Source organism: Microcoleus sp. LAD1_D3, assembly GCF_036702135.1.
Classification (GTDB): Bacteria; Cyanobacteriota; Cyanobacteriia; order Cyanobacteriales; family Microcoleaceae; genus Microcoleus.
On sequence record NZ_JAUBSB010000028.1, the window covers coordinates 62847 to 81708 of the forward strand.

At 46.2% G+C, this 18862-nt stretch carries 14 protein-coding genes and 1 pseudogene; 9 read left to right on the forward strand and 6 right to left on the reverse strand.

The genetic code is table 11. From position 1 onward, the window contains the following. Nucleotides 1–63: 63 nt before the first annotated feature. From QUA74_RS29895 to QUA74_RS17110, 4 genes and pseudogenes are all read left to right on the forward strand, one after another. Nucleotides 64–144, forward strand: a pseudogene (locus QUA74_RS29895) (DUF6888 family protein); the annotation flags it as partial. Further along, a complete protein-coding gene (locus tag QUA74_RS17100) occupies nt 131–616 on the forward strand; it encodes a DUF6887 family protein (protein ID WP_445302153.1) in 486 nt (161 codons plus the stop codon). The pseudogene QUA74_RS29895 and the gene QUA74_RS17100, both read left to right, overlap by 14 nt. Nucleotides 617–691: 75 nt before the next feature. Then, nucleotides 692–4843 carry an ATP-binding protein gene (locus tag QUA74_RS17105; protein WP_333331249.1) on the forward strand — a complete coding sequence of 1384 codons (4152 nt, stop codon included), beginning with the start codon at nt 692–694 and terminating at the stop codon, nt 4841–4843. Between the two features lie 105 nt (nt 4844–4948). Then, a complete protein-coding gene (locus tag QUA74_RS17110) occupies nt 4949–6271 on the forward strand; it encodes a response regulator (RefSeq protein ID WP_333331252.1) in 1323 nt (440 codons plus the stop codon). Nucleotides 6272–6530: 259 nt separating this feature from the next. Here QUA74_RS17110 and QUA74_RS17115 read toward each other — a convergent pair whose 3' ends face one another. Both QUA74_RS17115 and QUA74_RS17120 read right to left on the reverse strand, forming a co-directional pair. Continuing rightward, nucleotides 6531–7073 (reverse strand): GIY-YIG nuclease family protein, encoded by a 543-nt coding sequence (locus tag QUA74_RS17115; protein ID WP_333331255.1) that lies wholly within the window; start codon nt 7071–7073, stop codon nt 6531–6533. 59 nt (nt 7074–7132) lie between these two features. Further along, nucleotides 7133–7459: a hypothetical protein gene (locus tag QUA74_RS17120; protein ID WP_333312074.1), complete on the reverse strand. Its 327-nt coding sequence runs from the start codon at nt 7457–7459 to the stop codon at nt 7133–7135. A 385-nt stretch (nt 7460–7844) separates the two neighbouring features. Between QUA74_RS17120 and QUA74_RS17125 the strand changes: the two genes are divergently transcribed. Beyond that, nucleotides 7845–8645, forward strand: a complete 801-nt coding sequence (locus QUA74_RS17125) for a hypothetical protein (RefSeq protein WP_333331258.1) — start codon at nt 7845–7847, stop codon at nt 8643–8645. A gap of 93 nt (nt 8646–8738) precedes the next feature. Here the strand turns inward: QUA74_RS17125 and QUA74_RS17130 are convergent, their stop codons facing one another. Beyond that, nucleotides 8739–9593: a sulfite exporter TauE/SafE family protein gene (locus QUA74_RS17130; protein WP_333331261.1), complete on the reverse strand. Its 855-nt coding sequence runs from the start codon at nt 9591–9593 to the stop codon at nt 8739–8741. 73 nt (nt 9594–9666) lie between these two features. After that, nucleotides 9667–10509 carry a pentapeptide repeat-containing protein gene (locus QUA74_RS17135; protein ID WP_333331284.1) on the reverse strand — a complete coding sequence of 281 codons (843 nt, stop codon included), beginning with the start codon at nt 10507–10509 and terminating at the stop codon, nt 9667–9669. A 287-nt stretch (nt 10510–10796) separates the two neighbouring features. Between QUA74_RS17135 and ilvD the strand changes: the two genes are divergently transcribed. Next, on the forward strand, nt 10797–12482 hold the full coding sequence (ilvD, locus tag QUA74_RS17140; protein WP_333331263.1) for a dihydroxy-acid dehydratase: 1686 nt from the start codon (nt 10797–10799) through the stop codon (nt 12480–12482). 117 nt (nt 12483–12599) lie between these two features. Here ilvD and QUA74_RS17145 read toward each other — a convergent pair whose 3' ends face one another. Both QUA74_RS17145 and QUA74_RS17150 read right to left on the reverse strand, forming a co-directional pair. Continuing rightward, nucleotides 12600–13130: a DUF937 domain-containing protein gene (locus tag QUA74_RS17145; protein ID WP_333331266.1), complete on the reverse strand. Its 531-nt coding sequence runs from the start codon at nt 13128–13130 to the stop codon at nt 12600–12602. Nucleotides 13131–13378: 248 nt separating this feature from the next. Then, nucleotides 13379–15310: an ATP-binding protein gene (locus tag QUA74_RS17150; RefSeq protein WP_333331269.1), complete on the reverse strand. Its 1932-nt coding sequence runs from the start codon at nt 15308–15310 to the stop codon at nt 13379–13381. A gap of 338 nt (nt 15311–15648) precedes the next feature. Between QUA74_RS17150 and QUA74_RS17155 the strand changes: the two genes are divergently transcribed. The 3 genes from QUA74_RS17155 to QUA74_RS17165 all read left to right on the forward strand — a co-directional run bounded on the left by QUA74_RS17155 (nt 15649) and on the right by QUA74_RS17165 (nt 18731). Continuing rightward, entirely contained in the window at nt 15649–15843 is a 195-nt protein-coding gene (locus tag QUA74_RS17155) for a hypothetical protein (RefSeq protein WP_333331272.1), read from the forward strand. Nucleotides 15844–15922: 79 nt separating this feature from the next. Next, nucleotides 15923–17566 (forward strand): GTP-binding protein, encoded by a 1644-nt coding sequence (locus QUA74_RS17160; protein ID WP_333331275.1) that lies wholly within the window; start codon nt 15923–15925, stop codon nt 17564–17566. Nucleotides 17567–17801: 235 nt separating this feature from the next. Further along, nucleotides 17802–18731: a phosphoribulokinase gene (locus tag QUA74_RS17165; protein WP_333331278.1), complete on the forward strand. Its 930-nt coding sequence runs from the start codon at nt 17802–17804 to the stop codon at nt 18729–18731. The last annotated feature ends 131 nt before the right edge of the window (nt 18732–18862 follow it).

Below are 18862 nucleotides of genomic sequence, written 5' to 3' on the forward strand. Positions count from 1 at the left end.
CCCGTCCCTACAGGTTCCACACGAATGGTGCAACATCTCAGATGATACCGGACATAATATAACGTCTACATTTTGGCTGGTGAAACTATCGAAATAGAGATTTATCCTAACGGGCAATGGAGATACTCTGATGAACACACCTAATTTTCAAACTATGAGCAGAAAGGAATTGCGAGCTTACGTACTTGCTCACCGAGAAGATAATGAGGCTTTCTATGCTTTTGTCGATCGGCTGCATGAATCTGTAGCCGTAACAGAGGCAGCAGTTGTTAAATGGTTGCACTTCCAGCACCAGAATCAAACTATTAATAAACTTTCCGAAAGCTACTCTAGCTTGACTTTGACAGATTCAGAGGCAAATCAAACAGAAGTTAAAATTCAAAATATGGGCAGTTCTCTGCCCACCAATAAGCCATTTATAGAGCTTTTAATTAACGACACGATCGCCGAGAGACACAAAGAAATTAGAAAAGTTATCACAGTTTTTGTAAGTAAAAATGAATCAAATGCCAAACAGCTAGAAACAGAACTGACAGAAGCAAATTTTGACAGCAGGGCCCAATCTTCGCTGGTAGTTGGCTATATTGAACCCGGAGGAACATTTCAGAGCCTGTAGGGCGCGCCAATTGCCGGGGGTAAAGGCAGACTATAGCAGTTAAAATTCGATTATCAGCGCAATTGGTTCACACCCATGCCCATTTATCCCCTCAACCGCCCAGTCGCCAAACTTTTCAGCAAGCTTCCCCTGCGAGGGGTTCTGATTGTTGCGTTTGTTTTGCAAACAGTCAGCGCCGTCGGGCTAGTGGGCTTTCTTTCTTTCAAAAGTGGTCAGGAATCAGTCGAGGATGTAGCGCATCAGTTAATCGAACAAGTAGGAGAGCGAATTAGCGATCGCCTCACCGATAATAATGGACTGTCGGCAATCAATACCTTTCTGGCTAGGCTGCACTTCTCGGCATCGGGACAAACTTTTATTATGGATCGATCGGGCAATCTGATTGCCACATCCACACTAGAAAAATCCTTGGTGACGCCAGCAAAAAAGCAACCGACGCCATTGCTAGCCACCAGCAGCAAGGATGCCCGAACGCGAGATATTGCTCGACAACTCGCCAACCGATTTGACAACTTTCGCACCCTGCAAACAACCCAGCGATTTACCCTGGGGAGCAAGGGCGATGGCGTCCCGCCGCGCAAGCTACGGCAGTTTGTCCGCGTCACTCCCTATCGAGATGTCCGTGGCTTGGATTGGTTGATTGTGGTGGTGGTGCCAGAGTCTGATTTCATGGCTCCGATTCAAGCAAATACGCGCAATACATTGTGGTTATTGGCCGGTACACTGCCGCTGGCGATCGCGATCGGATTGTTGACTTCCCATTGGGTGACAAAGCCAATTATGCGCTTGAATACCGCCGCCAAAAATGTTGCCAAAGGAAAATGGGATCAACCTTTAGAAATTAAACGCTTGGATGAAGTCGGAGAACTCGCCAATTCCTTCAATCTTATGGCAGCGCAACTGCAACAGGCTTTTGCAGACCAAAAATCTTTAAATGAAGCTTTAGCGCACAGCGAGAGCCAACTCCAGCAATTTATCGAAGCCATACCCGCAGGAGTATCTATCCACGATGCCTCGGGTAAAGTCGTGTACTTCAACGAAACTGCCAAGCATTGGCTCGGCGTAGAAACTATCCCCGATGCGACTTTAGAAGAAGCAGTAGAAGTTTATCAAATGTACCGCCAAAACCAGCCGTATCCAATTGAAGAACTGCCTGCATTCCGAGCACTGCGCGGCGAAACGGTATTCCTTGAAGATATAGAACTTTATCGAGATGGGAAATTTATTCCTTTTGAGGTGCGCGCCACACCCATTTTCGACGAAGGCGGAAACATTATTTATGCCATCATTGCTTTTTCTAACATCGCACAGCGCAAACAATATGAAAAAATATTAACTGACTACAATCGCATTTTAGCAGCCGAAGTTGCCGAACGTACCTGCGCCTTAGCTCGTGCTAGCGAACTATTACAATATGAAATGGCCGATCGCAAATTGCTCGAACAAAAACTTTACACTTCTGCCGAGCAAGTTGTAAAAATATTTGAGTCGATAACCGATGTTGTCTTGATTTTTGACCAGGCAGAAAAAAGCATCCAAATTATACCTACAAAGGGGATTTCTCAATACAACTATCAGACTAATCAGAGCGACTCCATCATCGAACAATTATTTCAAGAGGAAAGCGAGGACATTTATTTCGCTAAAGTTCAACAGGCATTGGAAACCCAACAAACTATTAGTTTTGATTACAGTCTGCGGATTAATAACAAAGAAGTTTGGTTTGCTGCTAAAATTTCGCCGCTGTCGGATAGCTCCGCTGTTTGGGTAGCCCGCGACATTAGCGATCGCCAGTTTGCCGAAGCCCGACTGCTCGAAGCCCAAAAAATTGCCCGTATTGGCAGTTGGGAACACGATATCGCCACAAAAACCACTACTTGGAGCGAGGAACTCTATCGCATTTACGATCTCGATCCGACTCAAAAACCGCTGCCAACCGAACAATTAATCGAGCATTTTCATCCAGAAGATCGATCGCGCTATGTCAAAATGGTTCGCGATCAAGCTATGTCGGGGCAAAGCTTTGAAATTGATCTGCGGCTAATCCGAAGAGATGGCTCGCTCAGTTACATTGAAGTCAGAGGGAAACCGGTTTATGATAAAAAAGGCGAGTTGATCCGTTTGTTCGGCACTGTTTTGGATATTAGCGAGCGCAAACAAGCCGAGTCAGCTTTGCGAGAAAGCGCCCAGGGAGAACAAGCGATCGCGCGCTCGATCGAGCGCATCCGTCAATCCTTAGATATTGACACAATATTCAAAACCACCACCTCTGAACTGCGACAAACCCTAAAATGCGATCGTGTCGGTATCTATCGCTTTAATCCTGATTGGAGCGGGGAATTTGTTGCCGAATCAATGGCTCCCGGCTGGATATCTCTGATGCAACAACCCGACGATAGTAATGTGCCCAACACTCTCGTCGAACACTCTAGCTGTACCGTGAAAACTATGCAAGCCGGCGGTACACCAGTGCTGGATACCTATCTACAAAAAAATCAAGGCGGTATGTACGCTAGAGGCGTTCCTTACCGCATAATTGAAGACATCTACAGCGCTGGGTTGAGTCCTTGTTACATAGAACTGTTAAAACAATTTCAAGCTAGAGCCTACGTTATTTTCCCCATATTTTGTGGCAGTCAACTTTGGGGTTTGCTCGCCAGCTATCAAAATTCTGAACCCCGCACTTGGCGCGAAGCAGAAATCAATATTGGGCTGCAAATTAGCACTCAATTGGGAGTCGCCTTACAACAAGCTCAATTGCTCGAAGCCACTCAACAGCAAGCAGTACAGCTTCAACAAGCCGCCTGGGCCGCAGAAGCCGCCAACCTCGCCAAAAGCACTTTCCTGGCAAATATGAGCCACGAACTCCGCACCCCGCTAAACGCAATTTTAGGCTTCTCCCAATTGATGCAGCGCTCTACCAACCTCACTCGCGAACAACAGGAAAATATCCGTATCATCAACCGCAGCGGAGAACACTTGCTCGCTCTAATCAATCAAATATTAGATTTAGCCAAAATAGAGGCGGGACGCATTACAATCAACCCAACAGACTTTAAATTAAGCAACCTGCTGAACGATTTGGAAGAGATGTTTCAACTCCAGGCAAGGGAGCAACAATTGCAGTTAATATTGGACTGCTCTAGCGAAGTTCCCGAATACGTGCAAACCGATCAACTTAAGTTGCGCCAAGTTTTAATCAATCTCCTCTCTAACGCTATTAAATTTACGAAAGAAGGAGAGATTAGGGTAAGAGTAAGTGCGGTTAGGGAGGGTGAAGCTCAGCAATTACCAATCAGTAATTACCAATTACATTTTGAAATAGAAGACACTGGATCCGGCATAGCTGCTGATGAGTTAGATAAACTTTTTCAAGCCTTTGTGCAAACCAAAACAGGAACAAAATCTCAGCAAGGAACAGGCTTGGGACTGGCTATCAGCCAACAGTTTATCAACCTGATGGGTGGCGTGATTACTGTACGCAGTGAAGTAGGACGCGGCACAACCTTCGCGTTTGATATCCCCGTCAGCGTCGTGGATACCCCGGCGACTCAACCCGTACAGCCACTGCGTCGGGTGATAGCGCTGGAACGCAACCAGCCACGCTATCGTATTTTGATTGTGGACGATCGATCAGACAACCGCCAACTGCTGATCAAAGTGCTCGCTGTCTTTGACTTTGAACTCAAAGAAGCCAGCAACGGCATAGAAGCTATGGAAGTGTGGTCGAGTTTTGAACCACACTTAATTTTTATGGATATGTGGATGCCCGTGATGGATGGACATGAAGCAACGAAACGCATTAAGGCCACCGTTAAAGGTCAAGCTACCGCAATTATTGCCGTGAGTGCGGGTAACGCCGAGGAAGCGCCAACCCTTACTGTATCAGATGATTGCGATGACTTTATCCACAAACCCTTTCGAGATACAGAAATTTTTGCCACCCTGCACAAACACCTGGGAGTGCGTTACATCTACGGTGAACCGGAGAGTGTTCCCGAGTCAACTCAAATTGAGGCTCCGACTCCAGAGACTCTTGCAGCTTTACCCGCAGATTGGCTGGCAGCTTTAGAGAAAGCCACAATAGAGTGCGATTTAGAGTTAATTCTGATCCACATTGAGCAAATTCGCGATCGCAATGACGCTTTAGCTAGTGCTCTAGCGGCATTGGCTAACGAGTTTCAGTTCAATCAAATACTAGCTCTCATCCATCCCGAACCAAAATAATAAGGATATGAGATAGGTTTGTAGTGAGTACGATCGTCCTCATAAAACCCGATCGGGCGATCGTACTCACTACAAACTTATAAAGGTTATTTTACCGAACTAGATATGAATTACGAACCAACTCCCGTCTTAAAAGGGAATATTTTAATTGTTGATGATATTCCGGCTAATTTGCAACTTTTAGCTCAAATACTCTCGCAGCAAGGGTACAAAACACGCACCGCACCCGACGGCAAACTAGCGCTGCGGTCGATCGAATTAACTCCTCCTGACTTGATTTTGCTCGACATCATGATGCCCGGTATGGACGGCTACCAAGTCTGCCAAGCATTGAAAGCTTCTCCCACAACCAAGGATATTCCAGTTATTTTTATCAGTGCTTTGAATGAAGTATTAGATAAAATCAAAGCCTTTGAAGTTGGTGGTATAGATTATATCACCAAACCGTTTCACGAACAAGAAGTTTTGGCCCGCGTTTCAAATCAACTTGTGCAGCGGCAGTTGTTCCAACAAACACAATCCTATGCCAAGGAACTCGAACAAACCGTAACTGAACTCAAAAAGACTCAAGCTCAGTTAATACAGAAGGAAAAAATGGCTTCTTTAGGTCAGCTAGCGGCAGGAATTGCTCACGAAATCAACAATCCCGTCAGCTTTATCTACGGCAATATTTCTCTAGCGGCGGAGTATGCACGAGATTTGCTTCGCCTCGTCGAATTGTACCGACATTACTACCCCCACCCCGTTGCAGAAATTATCGGCGAATTGGACGAGATTCAACTCGAATTCATCGCAGAGGATTATCCAAAACTGCTGAATTCGATGACAGAGGGTGCTTCTCGGATTAGCGAAATTGTGATGTCTTTGCGGAACTTCTCCCGCCTTGGCGAACAAAAGTACAAGCGAGTAGATATTCATGAAGGCATTGACAATACTTTAGTTATTTTGCAACACAGACTGAAAGGATCACAAAAAGCCGGTGAGATTGAGGTCATTAAACACTACAGTCAACTGCCAAAAGTCACCTGTTACGCGAGTGAGTTAAATCAAGTGTTCATGAACGTGCTAAGTAATGCTATCGATGCCCTGGAAACTCAACCTTCTCCCCGAAAAATTACCATCAGCACTTCAGTAAGTTTTGAGTTAGAAGCTGCGCTGCACAATCAAGATTCAATATTAGCCACTCAAAAAAATCAATCCGTTGTGATTTTAATTTCCGATAACGGTTGTGGGATGAGTGAGGAAGTGCGCCACCAGATATTTGACCCATTTTTTACTACGAAACCTGTAGGCCGCGGTACTGGATTAGGGTTGGCCATCAGTCACGATATTGTAGTGGAAAAACATCGAGGTCAAATCAGTTGTATTTCTGCTCCCGGTCGCGGGACAGAGTTAATTTTGCAGATTCCGATATCTGTTAAATGTTAAATAGATATCTCCATAAAAACAAGTTTTGAACAGGCATCTTGCCTGTTCCACAAAGAGTTTTCTTGTGGGGCGGGCTAGAAGCCCGCCCTAAAAAAAATTATTGAAAATGGTACAACATCATTAACAGACGGAGATGATATATCAGATAGATTGTACCCCAGCATTCGTAGGGAAACGGCTATGCCGTTTCCGGCGCGGGAATTGCCGTTTTCCTACGGGAATTTTGGAAGCGGAAAGGCCGTTTCCCTGTGGTTCGCAGTCAGGACTTTAAATCCAGCAAGCCGCTAGTTTTGAGCTTGGGATTAAACCGGATTTCTTCAGTTACACCGCGAGCTTTCAGCAGCGAGAAAATTTCATTTTCCACCCGCCGCGCGACATTTTTTAACAATTTATCTTTGGCGATTTCATCGGCGAAGATACCTTCATAATTTGCTGTTTCTTGGGCAGTCATCACAGTTTTGGTGTCGATGGGATCGTTCCACTTGGCAGCCTCTACACCATTGCCTTGGGGCTGCGAACCGTTTTCCGCAATCCAACTTGATCGAATGCTTTCTAGAATAGTGCGGCTGGGTTTGTCGATAGTTTGGACTTTCAGCCAGTAGCAATATTGGGTTTGGCGTACCAAATGCTGTTTAAGGCTGAGGTAAATATCGCGAGAATAGCCGACAAATTGCAGCACTTTCTCGTTGTCAAAAATTGCGTAAACGCCTATTTTTCCCTGGACAAAATCTGGCAATTTGCCCTCGGAGTCTATGTAAGGAATGAATTCTAAGCTGGCGAGAGAGTGAATGTCTTCTGTCATCCGATTTTAGATTTTAGATTTTAGATTTTAGATTAAACCACAGATTAACCAGCCTTTACCTAACTCTTAAAAACTCGATAAATTGCACAGAGGCGGCTGGGTTTAAATATTTTGGCTTGGAACATGAAATTAGGGGGGACGTTGACGATCGCAAAATCGCTCGATTCATGATACTTTTCAAATTCAGCAGGCATTCCCTTTGGCGTCTCGCTGCTGTAAGGGACTGGCTGAAAAAGTAACTCGGCAAACTCAATGCGCGAGCATTGCAATTGTAGCGCTACTTGTTTGACAAAGCTTTCACCAGTTAATAAACCGAACAGTGCAGTTTTAGCCTCTGGTTCGAGGACAAAACTGCTATCGTAGCTTTCAATAATCTTAAGACCCATTTTCTGTATACTCCTGACAGACGGCGGTGAATGGTTATTGGTTAAATGTTGATCGATCGACTTAATCCTGAATTTTACCTGAGATTGACCCTTTTGAAGGCAGAAGGTATTCCGCAGGAGGTCAATCGATTTTAGATTTGAGATTTGAGATTTGAGATTTGAGATTAAAGAATTGAAGCATTGACCCCACGGATAAATTCGGGGCCTTGTTTATCGGATACAGGTTTTTTATTTCTGGACGGATGAATCCGGGGGCTTGTATCCTCGATGCTTTCGGTCAATGAAAATACCACAATCCGGAAATTTTGACAAATAGCCCTGATTTATTTGCCGATCGCTTTTATCATGTCGGTATCGCCATCTATCCGACTACGACTAAAAGGCTATGCAGAAGATTGAAAAAGCATCATTCCCAGCTTTGAGAAGTGCCCCGAACCAGCCGGACTGGCTAGAATTGGTAGAATACGCCTCTGTTGCTGGTTCAGCTATTGGCACGATTGCTGCAGGATTGTCGGGCCAAATTGTCTACGCTGCCGCCCCCTTAACCGCAGCACTCTCGATAAATCTCGCCAATCGCCAGCGTTTCGAGCAACAAATGCAACAAAAGGCAAATTCTGCGATTACGGACGTACAGGCCGCAGTAGAACGTCGATCGCAGCAAGTTCAGATACTACCTGGAGAGCCTGCGGAGCTCTACACCGCTGTCTCCGACTTGCAGCAGAAACTCGTGGGCTTGGAATCCGGCGTCATCGCCGAGGTACAAGCTGCCGTAGCATCCCTCGAACGCCAAGCCCAGGCGCTGCCGGCAGATTCTCAGGAGTTCAACACGCAACTATCCGATTTGCAGCAAAAACTCCGCATTTTGGAAACTAGCGCCCTGAGAGAGCAAGATTGGGAAAATGTCAACGTCCGATTTTTATTGATGGGCGAAAAGTTAACTGAAGTTAAAACTATTACGGCTCAGTTACAGGAGCGATCGAACGAAGTAGACTTGGAGCAAATCCAAGGTTCTCTCAAGCAATTGCAGGACTTGCTCGATCGACCCACAATAGATGCAGGGATGCTGCAAACCGAGATTCAGCATTTGCAGCAGCAAGTGTCCGAGTTGCAGAGACAAAATCAAGAAATTGTCAAGCCTTATTTGCAGCGTCTGACTCGCGCCGTGAAAAAACTATCCGCCAATTAGTCTTACTTATTCGTTTTTCGTAGGGTGCAGCGCGGGCATCTTCCCGCAGTCTTTTGTAGGGTGCGCCGGGCCGCGCACCTTACCAATTACCCATTACCCGTTACTAAATTTTTGCCAAGCTTGCCAGAAAACATAAATCGATAACACTGCCAAGAGCGATCGAAAAGCTAAACTAACAATACGATCGGGCAATCTCGGCAAAAACCGCGTGCTCACCTGCGCGCCCAACAAACCGCCGCCGCCAAGAATTAACCCCACAACCCACAAAACATTCCCGCGCGCCGCGTGTCCCGCCGTCGCCGAAATTGCCGTGATGACGATGACGCCCAAGCTTGTTTGAATTGCGGTTTTAATGCTTTCTCCTAACAGCAAAATTTGCAGGGGAACCATAATTACCCCGCCGCCTACGCCGAACAAACCCGCTAATAAACCTGCCGCACTGCCGGTAGCAATTTTCGCAAAAGTTGGATGGAATAAAACATTTGAATTATTGGGTAATTCGTGATTGGTAATTGGTAATTGAGCATTTTCTCCTTGTCCTCCCAGTTCCCCTTGTTCTAGTTCCGCTTTCTTCTTAGCTGTCAGGTGCTTGCGAACTTCAATCAAATAAATATTCAGCCACAGCAACAGCCCAAAAGTAAGTAACAGCAAGTAAGGCGGAAATATCCCCGCCAAATAAGCACCGATTTGTGCTGTAATGACGGCTGGAAATCCGATGCCTGCGACTTGGCTCAAGCTGAGGTAGCCCATGCGCCAATTCTGGATGCTGCCAGAAATAGCTGTAATGACGATCGACAAACCGCTAGTAGCAACCGCTTGCACGGGGGCGTAATTGAGAGCCACCAACAAAGGTACGAGAACCGTACCGCCGCCGATACCCAAAAATCCAGCTAGAATTCCGGCAAAAATTCCGGCCGCACCCAACATCAATAATTCACTGATAGTCATTAGTCATTAGTCATTAGTCATTAGTGAGTAGTCAACAGTTAACAGTCCACAGTTAACAGTCAACAATCAAATTTTAAGAATCATTAGTCGTGCCGTCCGGCATAATTGCCCGCCTCAAATCTGCATCGCGGAAGTTAGTTCGATTGAGATTAGCATCAATCAAAACCGCTTCCAGCAAAACAGCCCCGCTAAAATTAGACCAGCACAGCTTTGCCCGGTACAAATTAGCACCGCTCAAATTAGCTCTTGCCAGCGTTGACCAACTCACATTAGCAACTCTCAAATTAGCATTGCTCAGATTAGCGTCGGTGAGATTAGCTCCAATCATCGTTACTTGGCGCAAGTCTGCACCAGTCAGGTTAGCCCCGCTCAGCATCGCCCCGCTAAGAATTGCCTGATTCAGGTTAGCTCTTTCTAAAAGCGACTCGCTAAGGATGGCATTTGTCAGGTTTACCGCTTTGAGAGTTGACCAACTCAAATTTGCCTTCATCAAATTAATGCGAATCATGCTAGCGTCGGTTAAGTTGGCCGCAAACAAATTCGCTTCGGTAAAGTTGGCTTCGGTCAAATTAGCTTCGGTCAAATTAGCCTTGGTCATGTTGACTTCTCTCGCCATTGAGCCGCGCAGGTTGGCTCCCATCAGGTTAGCCCCGCTGAGATTGGCGCGGCTCAAATCGGTGCCGATGAGATTTGCTTCGCTGAGGTTGGCTTCCGTCAAATCCACCCCTGCCAATTTCACCTCGCGCAAGTTCGCTCCTGTCAGGTTAGCGCCTTTGAGGTTTGCGTCTTGGAAATTCGCTCTGGTAAAGTTAGCCTCGCTGAGGTTTACCCCTTTTAAGTCGGCCCCGACGAGGTTAATCTCTCGAAAATTTCTTTCTCCGGCCGCATATTGCCTCAGAATTCGATCGGCCTCCATGTCATTCGCCTCGCAATTTTTTTTAAACGTTAGAGTGATGGGTGTTACCACATCATCCCAGATAACCACGGTATTCACTCTGCACGCTGTAGTATCTGTAGAATCTTTGCATTGCTTTCGGGGCACTGCGGTGCCACTGCCTCCTAAAAGGTCGGACAAATATCAACGCTTCTGAGAAAATTAGAAATAGCGTAAAACTCTCGGCACTGGGCAGTCAACAGCCAGCAGCAAAGAAAAACAGACAACTGACAAGTCAACAACAGACAACTGACAAAGGAAATTTTAAAATGCCTGAAAATTTGAGAAGCCAAGCTGTGACTGGGGGCGTGCAGCGCGCGCCCAACCGCGCAATGCTGCGGGCAGTCGGTTTTGGTGACGGCGATTTCACTAAGCCGATTGTGGGGATTGCCAACGGGTACAGCACGATTACGCCCTGCAATATGGGATTGAACGAGCTCGCTTTGCGGGCTATTGCGGGTGCAAGGGAAGCCGGCGCGATGCCACAGATGTTCGGTACGATTACTATCAGCGACGGGATCTCGATGGGAACTCAAGGGATGAAATATTCTCTGGTGTCGAGAGATGTAATTGCTGATTCGATAGAAACTGTTTGCAACGGCCAAAGTATGGACGGTGTGCTAGCTGTCGGCGGCTGCGATAAAAATATGCCGGGGGCGATGATTGCGATCGCCCGCATGAACATTCCTGCTATTTTTGTTTACGGCGGCACGATCAAACCCGGACACCACAACGGACGGGATTTAACCGTTGTCAGCGCTTTTGAAGCAGTCGGTCAATTCAGCGCGGGAAAAATTGACCAAACAGAACTCAATGCAGTGGAAGAGAAAGCCTGTCCGGGTGCGGGTTCCTGTGGCGGAATGTTCACAGCAAATACCATGTCTAGCGCTTTTGAAGCGATGGGCATGAGTTTGCCTTATTCTTCGACAATGGCTGCTGAGGATGCCGAAAAAGCTGACAGCGCTGCCGAATCTGCAAAAGTTATGGTGGAAGCTGTCCGCAAACAGTTGTTACCGAGCCAAATTTTGACTCGTAAGGCCTTTGAAAATGCGATCGCGGTCATAATGGCGATCGGCGGTTCAACCAATGCTGTGCTGCATTTATTAGCCATTTCCAATGCGATCGGCGTTGAGTTGTCCCTCGACGATTTTGAAACTATTCGAGCGAAAGTGCCCGTGCTGTGCGACCTCAAACCCAGTGGCAAATACGTAGCAACCGATTTGCACAAAGCCGGCGGCATTCCCCAAGTAATGAAAATCCTGCTAGAACAGGGTTTGCTGCACGGAGACGCGCTGACAATTACCGGTCAAACTCTTGCGGAAGTGTTAGCAGATATTCCAGCCGAACCCCGCACCGACCAAGATGTCATCCGCCCTTGGAACAACCCGATTTACGCCCAAGGACATTTAGCAATTCTCAGGGGAAATCTGGCAACAGAAGGAGCAGTTGCTAAAATTACTGGCGTTAAAAAAGCGCAAATTACCGGCCCAGCGCGCGTATTTGAATCTGAAGAAAATTGTTTGGATGCAATTTTAGCGGGCAAAATTCAAGCCGGAGATGTGATTATCGTCCGCTACGAAGGGCCCAAAGGCGGGCCGGGAATGCGCGAAATGTTAGCACCAACTTCGGCAATTATTGGCGCTGGTTTGGGCGATTCTGTAGGGTTAATTACTGACGGTCGCTTCTCTGGCGGAACTTACGGCCTGGTTGTCGGTCACGTTGCACCCGAGGCGCAAGTTGGCGGGACAATTGCTTTGGTACAAGAGGGCGATTCAATTACAATTGATGCTAACAATCGCTTGTTGCAGCTCAATGTTTCTGATGCAGAATTGGAGCAGCGGCGCGCTCTTTGGCAGCCTCCTAAACCTCGCTATACTAGGGGCGTTTTGGCTAAATACGCTAAGTTGGTTTCTTCTAGCAGTATTGGTGCTGTGACTGATTTGGGTTTGGGTTAAAGTAGGAATTTTTGTAACTGCAGATGAAGGCAGATCAACGCAGATGAACGCAGATAAAATCCTATCTGCGTTCATCTGTGTTCATCCGCTGATATCTGCGGTTACAAAAATCCCAAATTAACGGCGCTGATTCAAAAAGCGGCCTGCCATCGACATGGCGTCAGTAATATCTACGTCGCCGTCTCCATCTGAATCTAAAAACGTATTCAAAACGGGATTGCTGCCTTGGGCTGGGTTTTGGGCGTTGCTGCCAGTTTTTAGCAAATTCAGCACCAGCGGCACCAAAACAGGTATCATCGCCTGCACTGTCGCGTTATTCAAACCGGTTCTGTGGGCGATATCGTTCACTATCTGCGTCAGTTGGCCGGCGCCGAACAAACTCTGTACCGCTTGCGGATTGGGATTTGTGCCGCTAAATTGGTTGACAACTTGTTGAGCTTGTGCGTCTCCCGACTGCGATCGCACGTTTTGCAATGCCGATCGCACGTATCCGCCCAAAACCGACATTGCTAGCTGAGTCGTACCCGTATTGACGCCCTGGTTGCTGCTCAACTGCTCTACCGCACCGACAATGTTGCCTAACTGATTGGGGTTTGCTTGTTGGTTGGGATTGTCGATCGCGCTCAAAATTTGGTCAAATAGTCCCATAATTTTCGCTCCGTACAGTGATTACTCAACTTGAAATTATAGCAAATCCTCTTTTTCAAGATTACTGAAAATAGTTTTGAGTTGGGTATTATCACTCAGCGAGTGGGGTAGCAACAGCGAGTCACTAAGAAATCTCATACAATTTTAGATTTTAGATTTTAGATTTGGCATGAATTATGACATCAGAGTTTAGATTGCGGGCTTAGAGTGGTCTTCTTTTTTGAAACTGCTATAAAAACTGAGAACTTTTAAGTTTTTACAGTTCCTCTCTCCTCGGACTTGGTTGGCGCGTTCCCGCTGGATAGGGAATTATATTCGCTAGCAATTGCAGGTTTTAAGAGCGTCTTTTGCATTAAATTCTCATGCTTAATCGGCAGAGCGATCGAAAATTCTGTCCCCGTTCCTACCTCCGACCAAAAGTTTATTGTCCCCCCGTGTTTATTAACGATAATTTCGCGACCAATTGCCAATCCCAAACCAGTACCTACACCTCTCGGTTTAGTAGTAAAGAATGTTTCAAACATTTTTTCTTGGCTCTCTGGTGCTATTCCCGTACCGTTATCAGAAATTCGCACTACCACTGAGTCGTCGTCCAAGTATTCTGTAGCAATGACAATTCTCGGCGAAAAACTCGGTGTTTTCTGTTTAAGTGACTCCGAAGCAGATTGTTTTTTCGCCTCCTCAGAGCTAGATTTCTCACTTTTTGCTTTTTCTTCTACAGCATCTAGTGCATTGTTGAGAAGGTTAACAAATACCTGGTAAAGCAAACCCATATAGCCTTCAACAGTCGGAATATTCCCGTAATTTCGCACCACTTCAATGCCCTGTTTGATGCGGCTGTTGAGAATCAGCAAACTGCTGTCTATGCAGGCGTGCAAATCGACGGGATGAGGGGCCGCCTCGTCGAGGCGAGAAAAATCTTTCAAACTTAAGATAATAGCTTTGGCTCTTTCAGCCCCTAGCTGCATCGAGTCAAATATTTTGCTCAAATCTTCTTTGAGAAAATCGATGTCTATTTCTTCGCCTTTGGCGATAACTGCGGCCGGCGGGTTGGGGATTTCTGTTTCGTAAGTTTTGAGCAAATCTAAAATATCTTCAACATAATGTCTCGCGGGGTCGATATTGGCATAGATAAAATTGATTGGGTTGTTAACTTCGTGAGCAACACCGGCTAACATCCGCCCCAAAGTTGCCATTTTCTCATTTTGAAGTATCTGGGTTTGTTGTTCAGATTTCAATTCTTCTAGCAAGTGATTTACTTTCTGAATCAGTTGATTCAGCGAAGCTGCTAATACTCCCACTTCATCGGTGCTGGTAACTGGTACTTGCAACTGAAAATTAGATTCTTGAGTCACTCGCTGAGCGATTTTAGTGACAGTCGCGAGGGGTTTGGCGATCGCCCGACTGGTGAAGCCCGCCAGCAGTGCTGCAACGACGATCGACAGTGCCATGCTACCCAAAATTATTTGCACCCGCAGCGCCTGCGCTTGCAGCAGATCCTCTCGCCCAGCATCTTCTTGTTGTTGGGTGCGATCGATAATTTCTGCTATATCATTGACCGCCCTATCTAGTTGCAACCCTATTTTATCTTGATCGAAATTCAACAGCAACTTACGTTTAATACTTTGTTGAGCGGGGTTGTTTGGCAACTTACTAATTTTTTGATCGACGATTTCTAATGGGCGAATATAATTAACCAGTAGCGAATGGCAACTTTTGCTAATTTTTTCAATCCCTTCAATGTGTTCCAGATAGTTATGCTTTTTAAACTCTAAAAATAATACTTTTAAAGTGGAAATATTGTTTTGTAATTCTTGGTATTTCCTGTCAAATAAGGGTGGGTTTTCTAGGCCATAAATCAGCCATGCTTGGCTGTTTTGCGTCCGCAATAAAGCCACCTGCAACTTATTTAAAAGCTGACTTTCTCGATCAATGTGTACTTGATTATTAGTTATTCGATAGTAATGAGTGCCCACCAACATCCCGACAGCCGTTCCCCCAATCGCAACACAAAGAGCCAGTGCGTACCCACGGCAGATTTTGTCGTGAATACTGAGGTTGCGGAAGGAACGGGCTATGTGAGCGAAATAATTGGGCTTGGGTGGCTGGGTCTCTGTGATGTTATGCTCGCAAGAGGTAGAGAGTTCTTGTGAAGGCTGATTCAGATGTTTGAGCTGCATAGATGCTAACCTGTGAATAATTCACGCACTGACAATTCAGTCTAACTTAACTTGCGACTGATTTAAGAGTACCGCATTGATATTTAATGTGATAATTTTTGTAAATTAGGATGCTCTTACCTTGCCTAAGAAACCAGGTTTCTCGTTTCTACTTTCGGAGCTTCCAGGAGGCACTGGTGTTACAAAACCGGGTTTCTCTGTACTTAATGTCATATTTGTTTCTTAATAAAAAAGTATTGCTAGACTCGTGATCGAATAAATCACCGAATAAATAAGTAGGTAAATGCAAATAAAGCAGTCTGCGGTTCCGGCGGGTGATAAGCTGTAGCTGAGTTATCGTGCAAGCTACAATTGCAGCAAGAGGGCGATCGCACAAATCTGCACCCGCTACCACTAAAACCCCGCAAATCCCGCCCGCAGACGGACAGAATCGGTTTGCGGGGTGGCGCAGTACGATCCTCTTCGTTGGCGTAGCCCCCGTAGGGGCGGGCTTCGCTAACGGGCGCTTCGCCATTTTAGATTTTAGATTTTAGATTTTAGATTTGCAATGACTGATGACTATCGGCGTAATGTAAAAATCAAAGCATAACCCTTTTATTTGCCACTTTCCTCATGCCTTTGCCACGCCTGTTAACCTTAATTGCTGCTTTCTGCCTCGCCCTGGGGCTGATTATTGGGCTGGTGAGTTCCTTAACAGGGCTTTACAGTCAAGTTGCGTGGTCTGCTTCTCCGCTGCTGGCTAATTTGCTGATTTTCCTGATAATTGTACTTTTGGCAACGCTAATTTTTGCGCTGGTTTACTATTTTAGGTTGCTGCAACGCCCTCAGAAAGTTAAGGGAAAACGGCCGATTACTCCGAAGATTCCTGTTGTGAAAAGTGAAGCTGCTTCGGAAAATCTTAAAGCAATTCGGCAACAAGTCGATCGCATTCAAGATGAAGTAGCGCGGCAAGCTTTGCTGTTGAGAGCCCGCGAAATTGAAGCTAGCATGGCTCGTGGCAGCGTTCGAGTAGTTGTTTTCGGCACCGGTTCTGCGGGCAAAACTTCCGCTGTGAATGCGTTGGTGGGGCGGATGGCGGGACAGGTGGGCGCGCCGATGGGAACTACCGAAGTTGGGGAAACTTACACTCTGAAATTGAAAGGAATCGAGCGAGAATTAGCAATTACTGATACCCCAGGTATCTTGGAAGCGGGAGTAGCGGGAACTTACAGAGAGGAATTGGCGAGGCAGTTGGCGGCGAGGGCAGATTTGATCTTATTTGTTTTGGACGGCGATTTGCGAAAATCCGAGTATGAACCGCTGCGGACTTTGGCGGAAATTGGCAAAAGGTCGATCGTGGTTTTTAATAAAGTTGACCTTTATCCCGACACCGACAGAGATGAAATTCTCGATCAACTGCGGCAGCGAGTCAAAGGTTTTGTATCAGCAATGGATGTAGTAGCAATTAGCGCCAATCCGCAAAAAGTTGTACTAGAAGACGGCACAATTTTTCAGCCAGACCCGCATATTATGCCATTAATTCGGCGCGTCGCTGCGATTTTGCGAGCCGAAGGCGAAGACTTAATTGCGGACAATATTTTGCTGCAATCTCAGCACTTGGGAGACCAAGCGCGCAAGTTAATTGATGCTCAAAGAAGGCGCCAAGCTGATAAAGCAGTAGAGCGATTTCAGTGGATCGGAGCCGGAGTAATTGCTGTAACGCCTTTGCCAGTTGTGGATTTGTTAGCGACAGCAGCAGTTAACGCTCAAATGGTAGTAGAAATTGCCAAGATTTACGGCTGCGAATTAAATATCGATCGCGCCAAAGAATTGGCATTGTCTCTAGCAAAAACCCTAGCAAGTTTGGGCATAGTTGAAGGCGTAATTCAAGTAGTTTCAAGGGCGTTGCAATTAAGCGTAGCCGGGTTTGTACTTGGCAAAGCAATTCAAGCAGTCAGCGCTGCTTATTTAACCCGAATTGCTGGTAAAAGTTTTATTGAATATTTCCGCCATGACCAAGATTGGGGCGATGGTGGCATCACCGAAGTTGTGCAAAGGCAGTTTCAGTTAAATCGGAAAGACGAGTTTGTCAAAGCATTTGTCAAAGATGCGATCGCCCGCGTTGTCGAACCTCTGAACATTTATCAGCAGGAATCGGAACCAGAATTAGAAATGTCAGCCGAATTGGAACCAGAAATAGAACCAGAACCCTTGTATCACCAGCCGCAATACGACGATTGGGAAACTTACAACAACAAACGAAAGGATGACTGGTAATGGGCCAAACAGGGAATTGGGCAAACAGGGAATTGAGAATTGGGTAATTACGATCGTTCAATGAGATGTTCCATGAGTATGCTTTGTTGAATTTTATTAAGAAATTTTACAATAATTTTACACATGGTGGAGACTCCGGGGGGATCAAGTCAAACCGAGCGATCGAACCGAACACAATTTTGATAAGATTGAAGATTGACAACAAAATTTGCTATTGTGCGTCCGGGTAAAAACAATGAGCGATCGACCAATTATTCTCGGTATTGTCGGAGACAGCGCAGCGGGCAAAACCACCCTGACGCGGGGAATTGCCCAAGTATTGGGGCCAGAAAATGTCACTGTGATTTGCACTGACGACTATCATCGCTACGACAGAAAGCAGCGGGCCGAAATCGGAATCACAGCATTGCATCCCGACTGCAATTACCTCGACATCATGCAGCAGCACCTCAGCCTGCTGCGTACCGGACAAGCAATTCTCAAACCCATCTACAACCACACCACAGGTACATTCGACCCGCCGGAATACATCAAGCCCAGCAAATTTGTAATAGTTGAAGGTTTGCTGGGTTACGCAACCCGAACGATCCGCGATTCTTACGACGTAAAAGTGTATCTGGCTCCTCCCGAAGAGTTGCGAACTCAGTGGAAAGTTAAGCGCGATATCATGAAGCGCGGTTATACTGAAGAACAGGTGCTTGCAGAAATAAAAAAACGGGAACCGGACTCTGAAGACTTCATTCGTCCTCAGCGCAAATCGGCCGACGTTGTAGTTAGTTTTTACCCGCCAGAAGCGGACAATGAATCGAATTTGAGCGTCCGTTTAGTGCTCAGACCGACAATTCCTCACCCTGATTTTACTGAAATTTTAGGTCGAGGCAGCGATAGTTTTCAACCTGCAATTCGCTTGGGACTCGATCGGGATATGGGCAAACCTGTTGACGTTTTGGAAGTAGACTCCCACGCTACTAGCGATCAAGTAAACGAACTGGAAATGCTCTTGTGCGGCGAGTTGCCACACCTGCGGGGATTTTGCACCGCCCAAGGCAACCCGGAAATTGGCAAACTGATCGGCACAACTGGCGAAGTTTTGCAAAGTTACCCGCTAGCTTTGACGCAGTTGCTAGTTGCATATCACATGATGAAAGCAATTCATGTGTATTAGTTAGTTGGCAGTTGTTGGTTGTTAGTTGTTAGTTGTTATTGCAATGACCAATAAGGGAGCGTGTCACTTTTGCGATGAGTATAAATACTCGTGAACCCCAGCTTGACTTTTTTACTGATGATCAGTATATA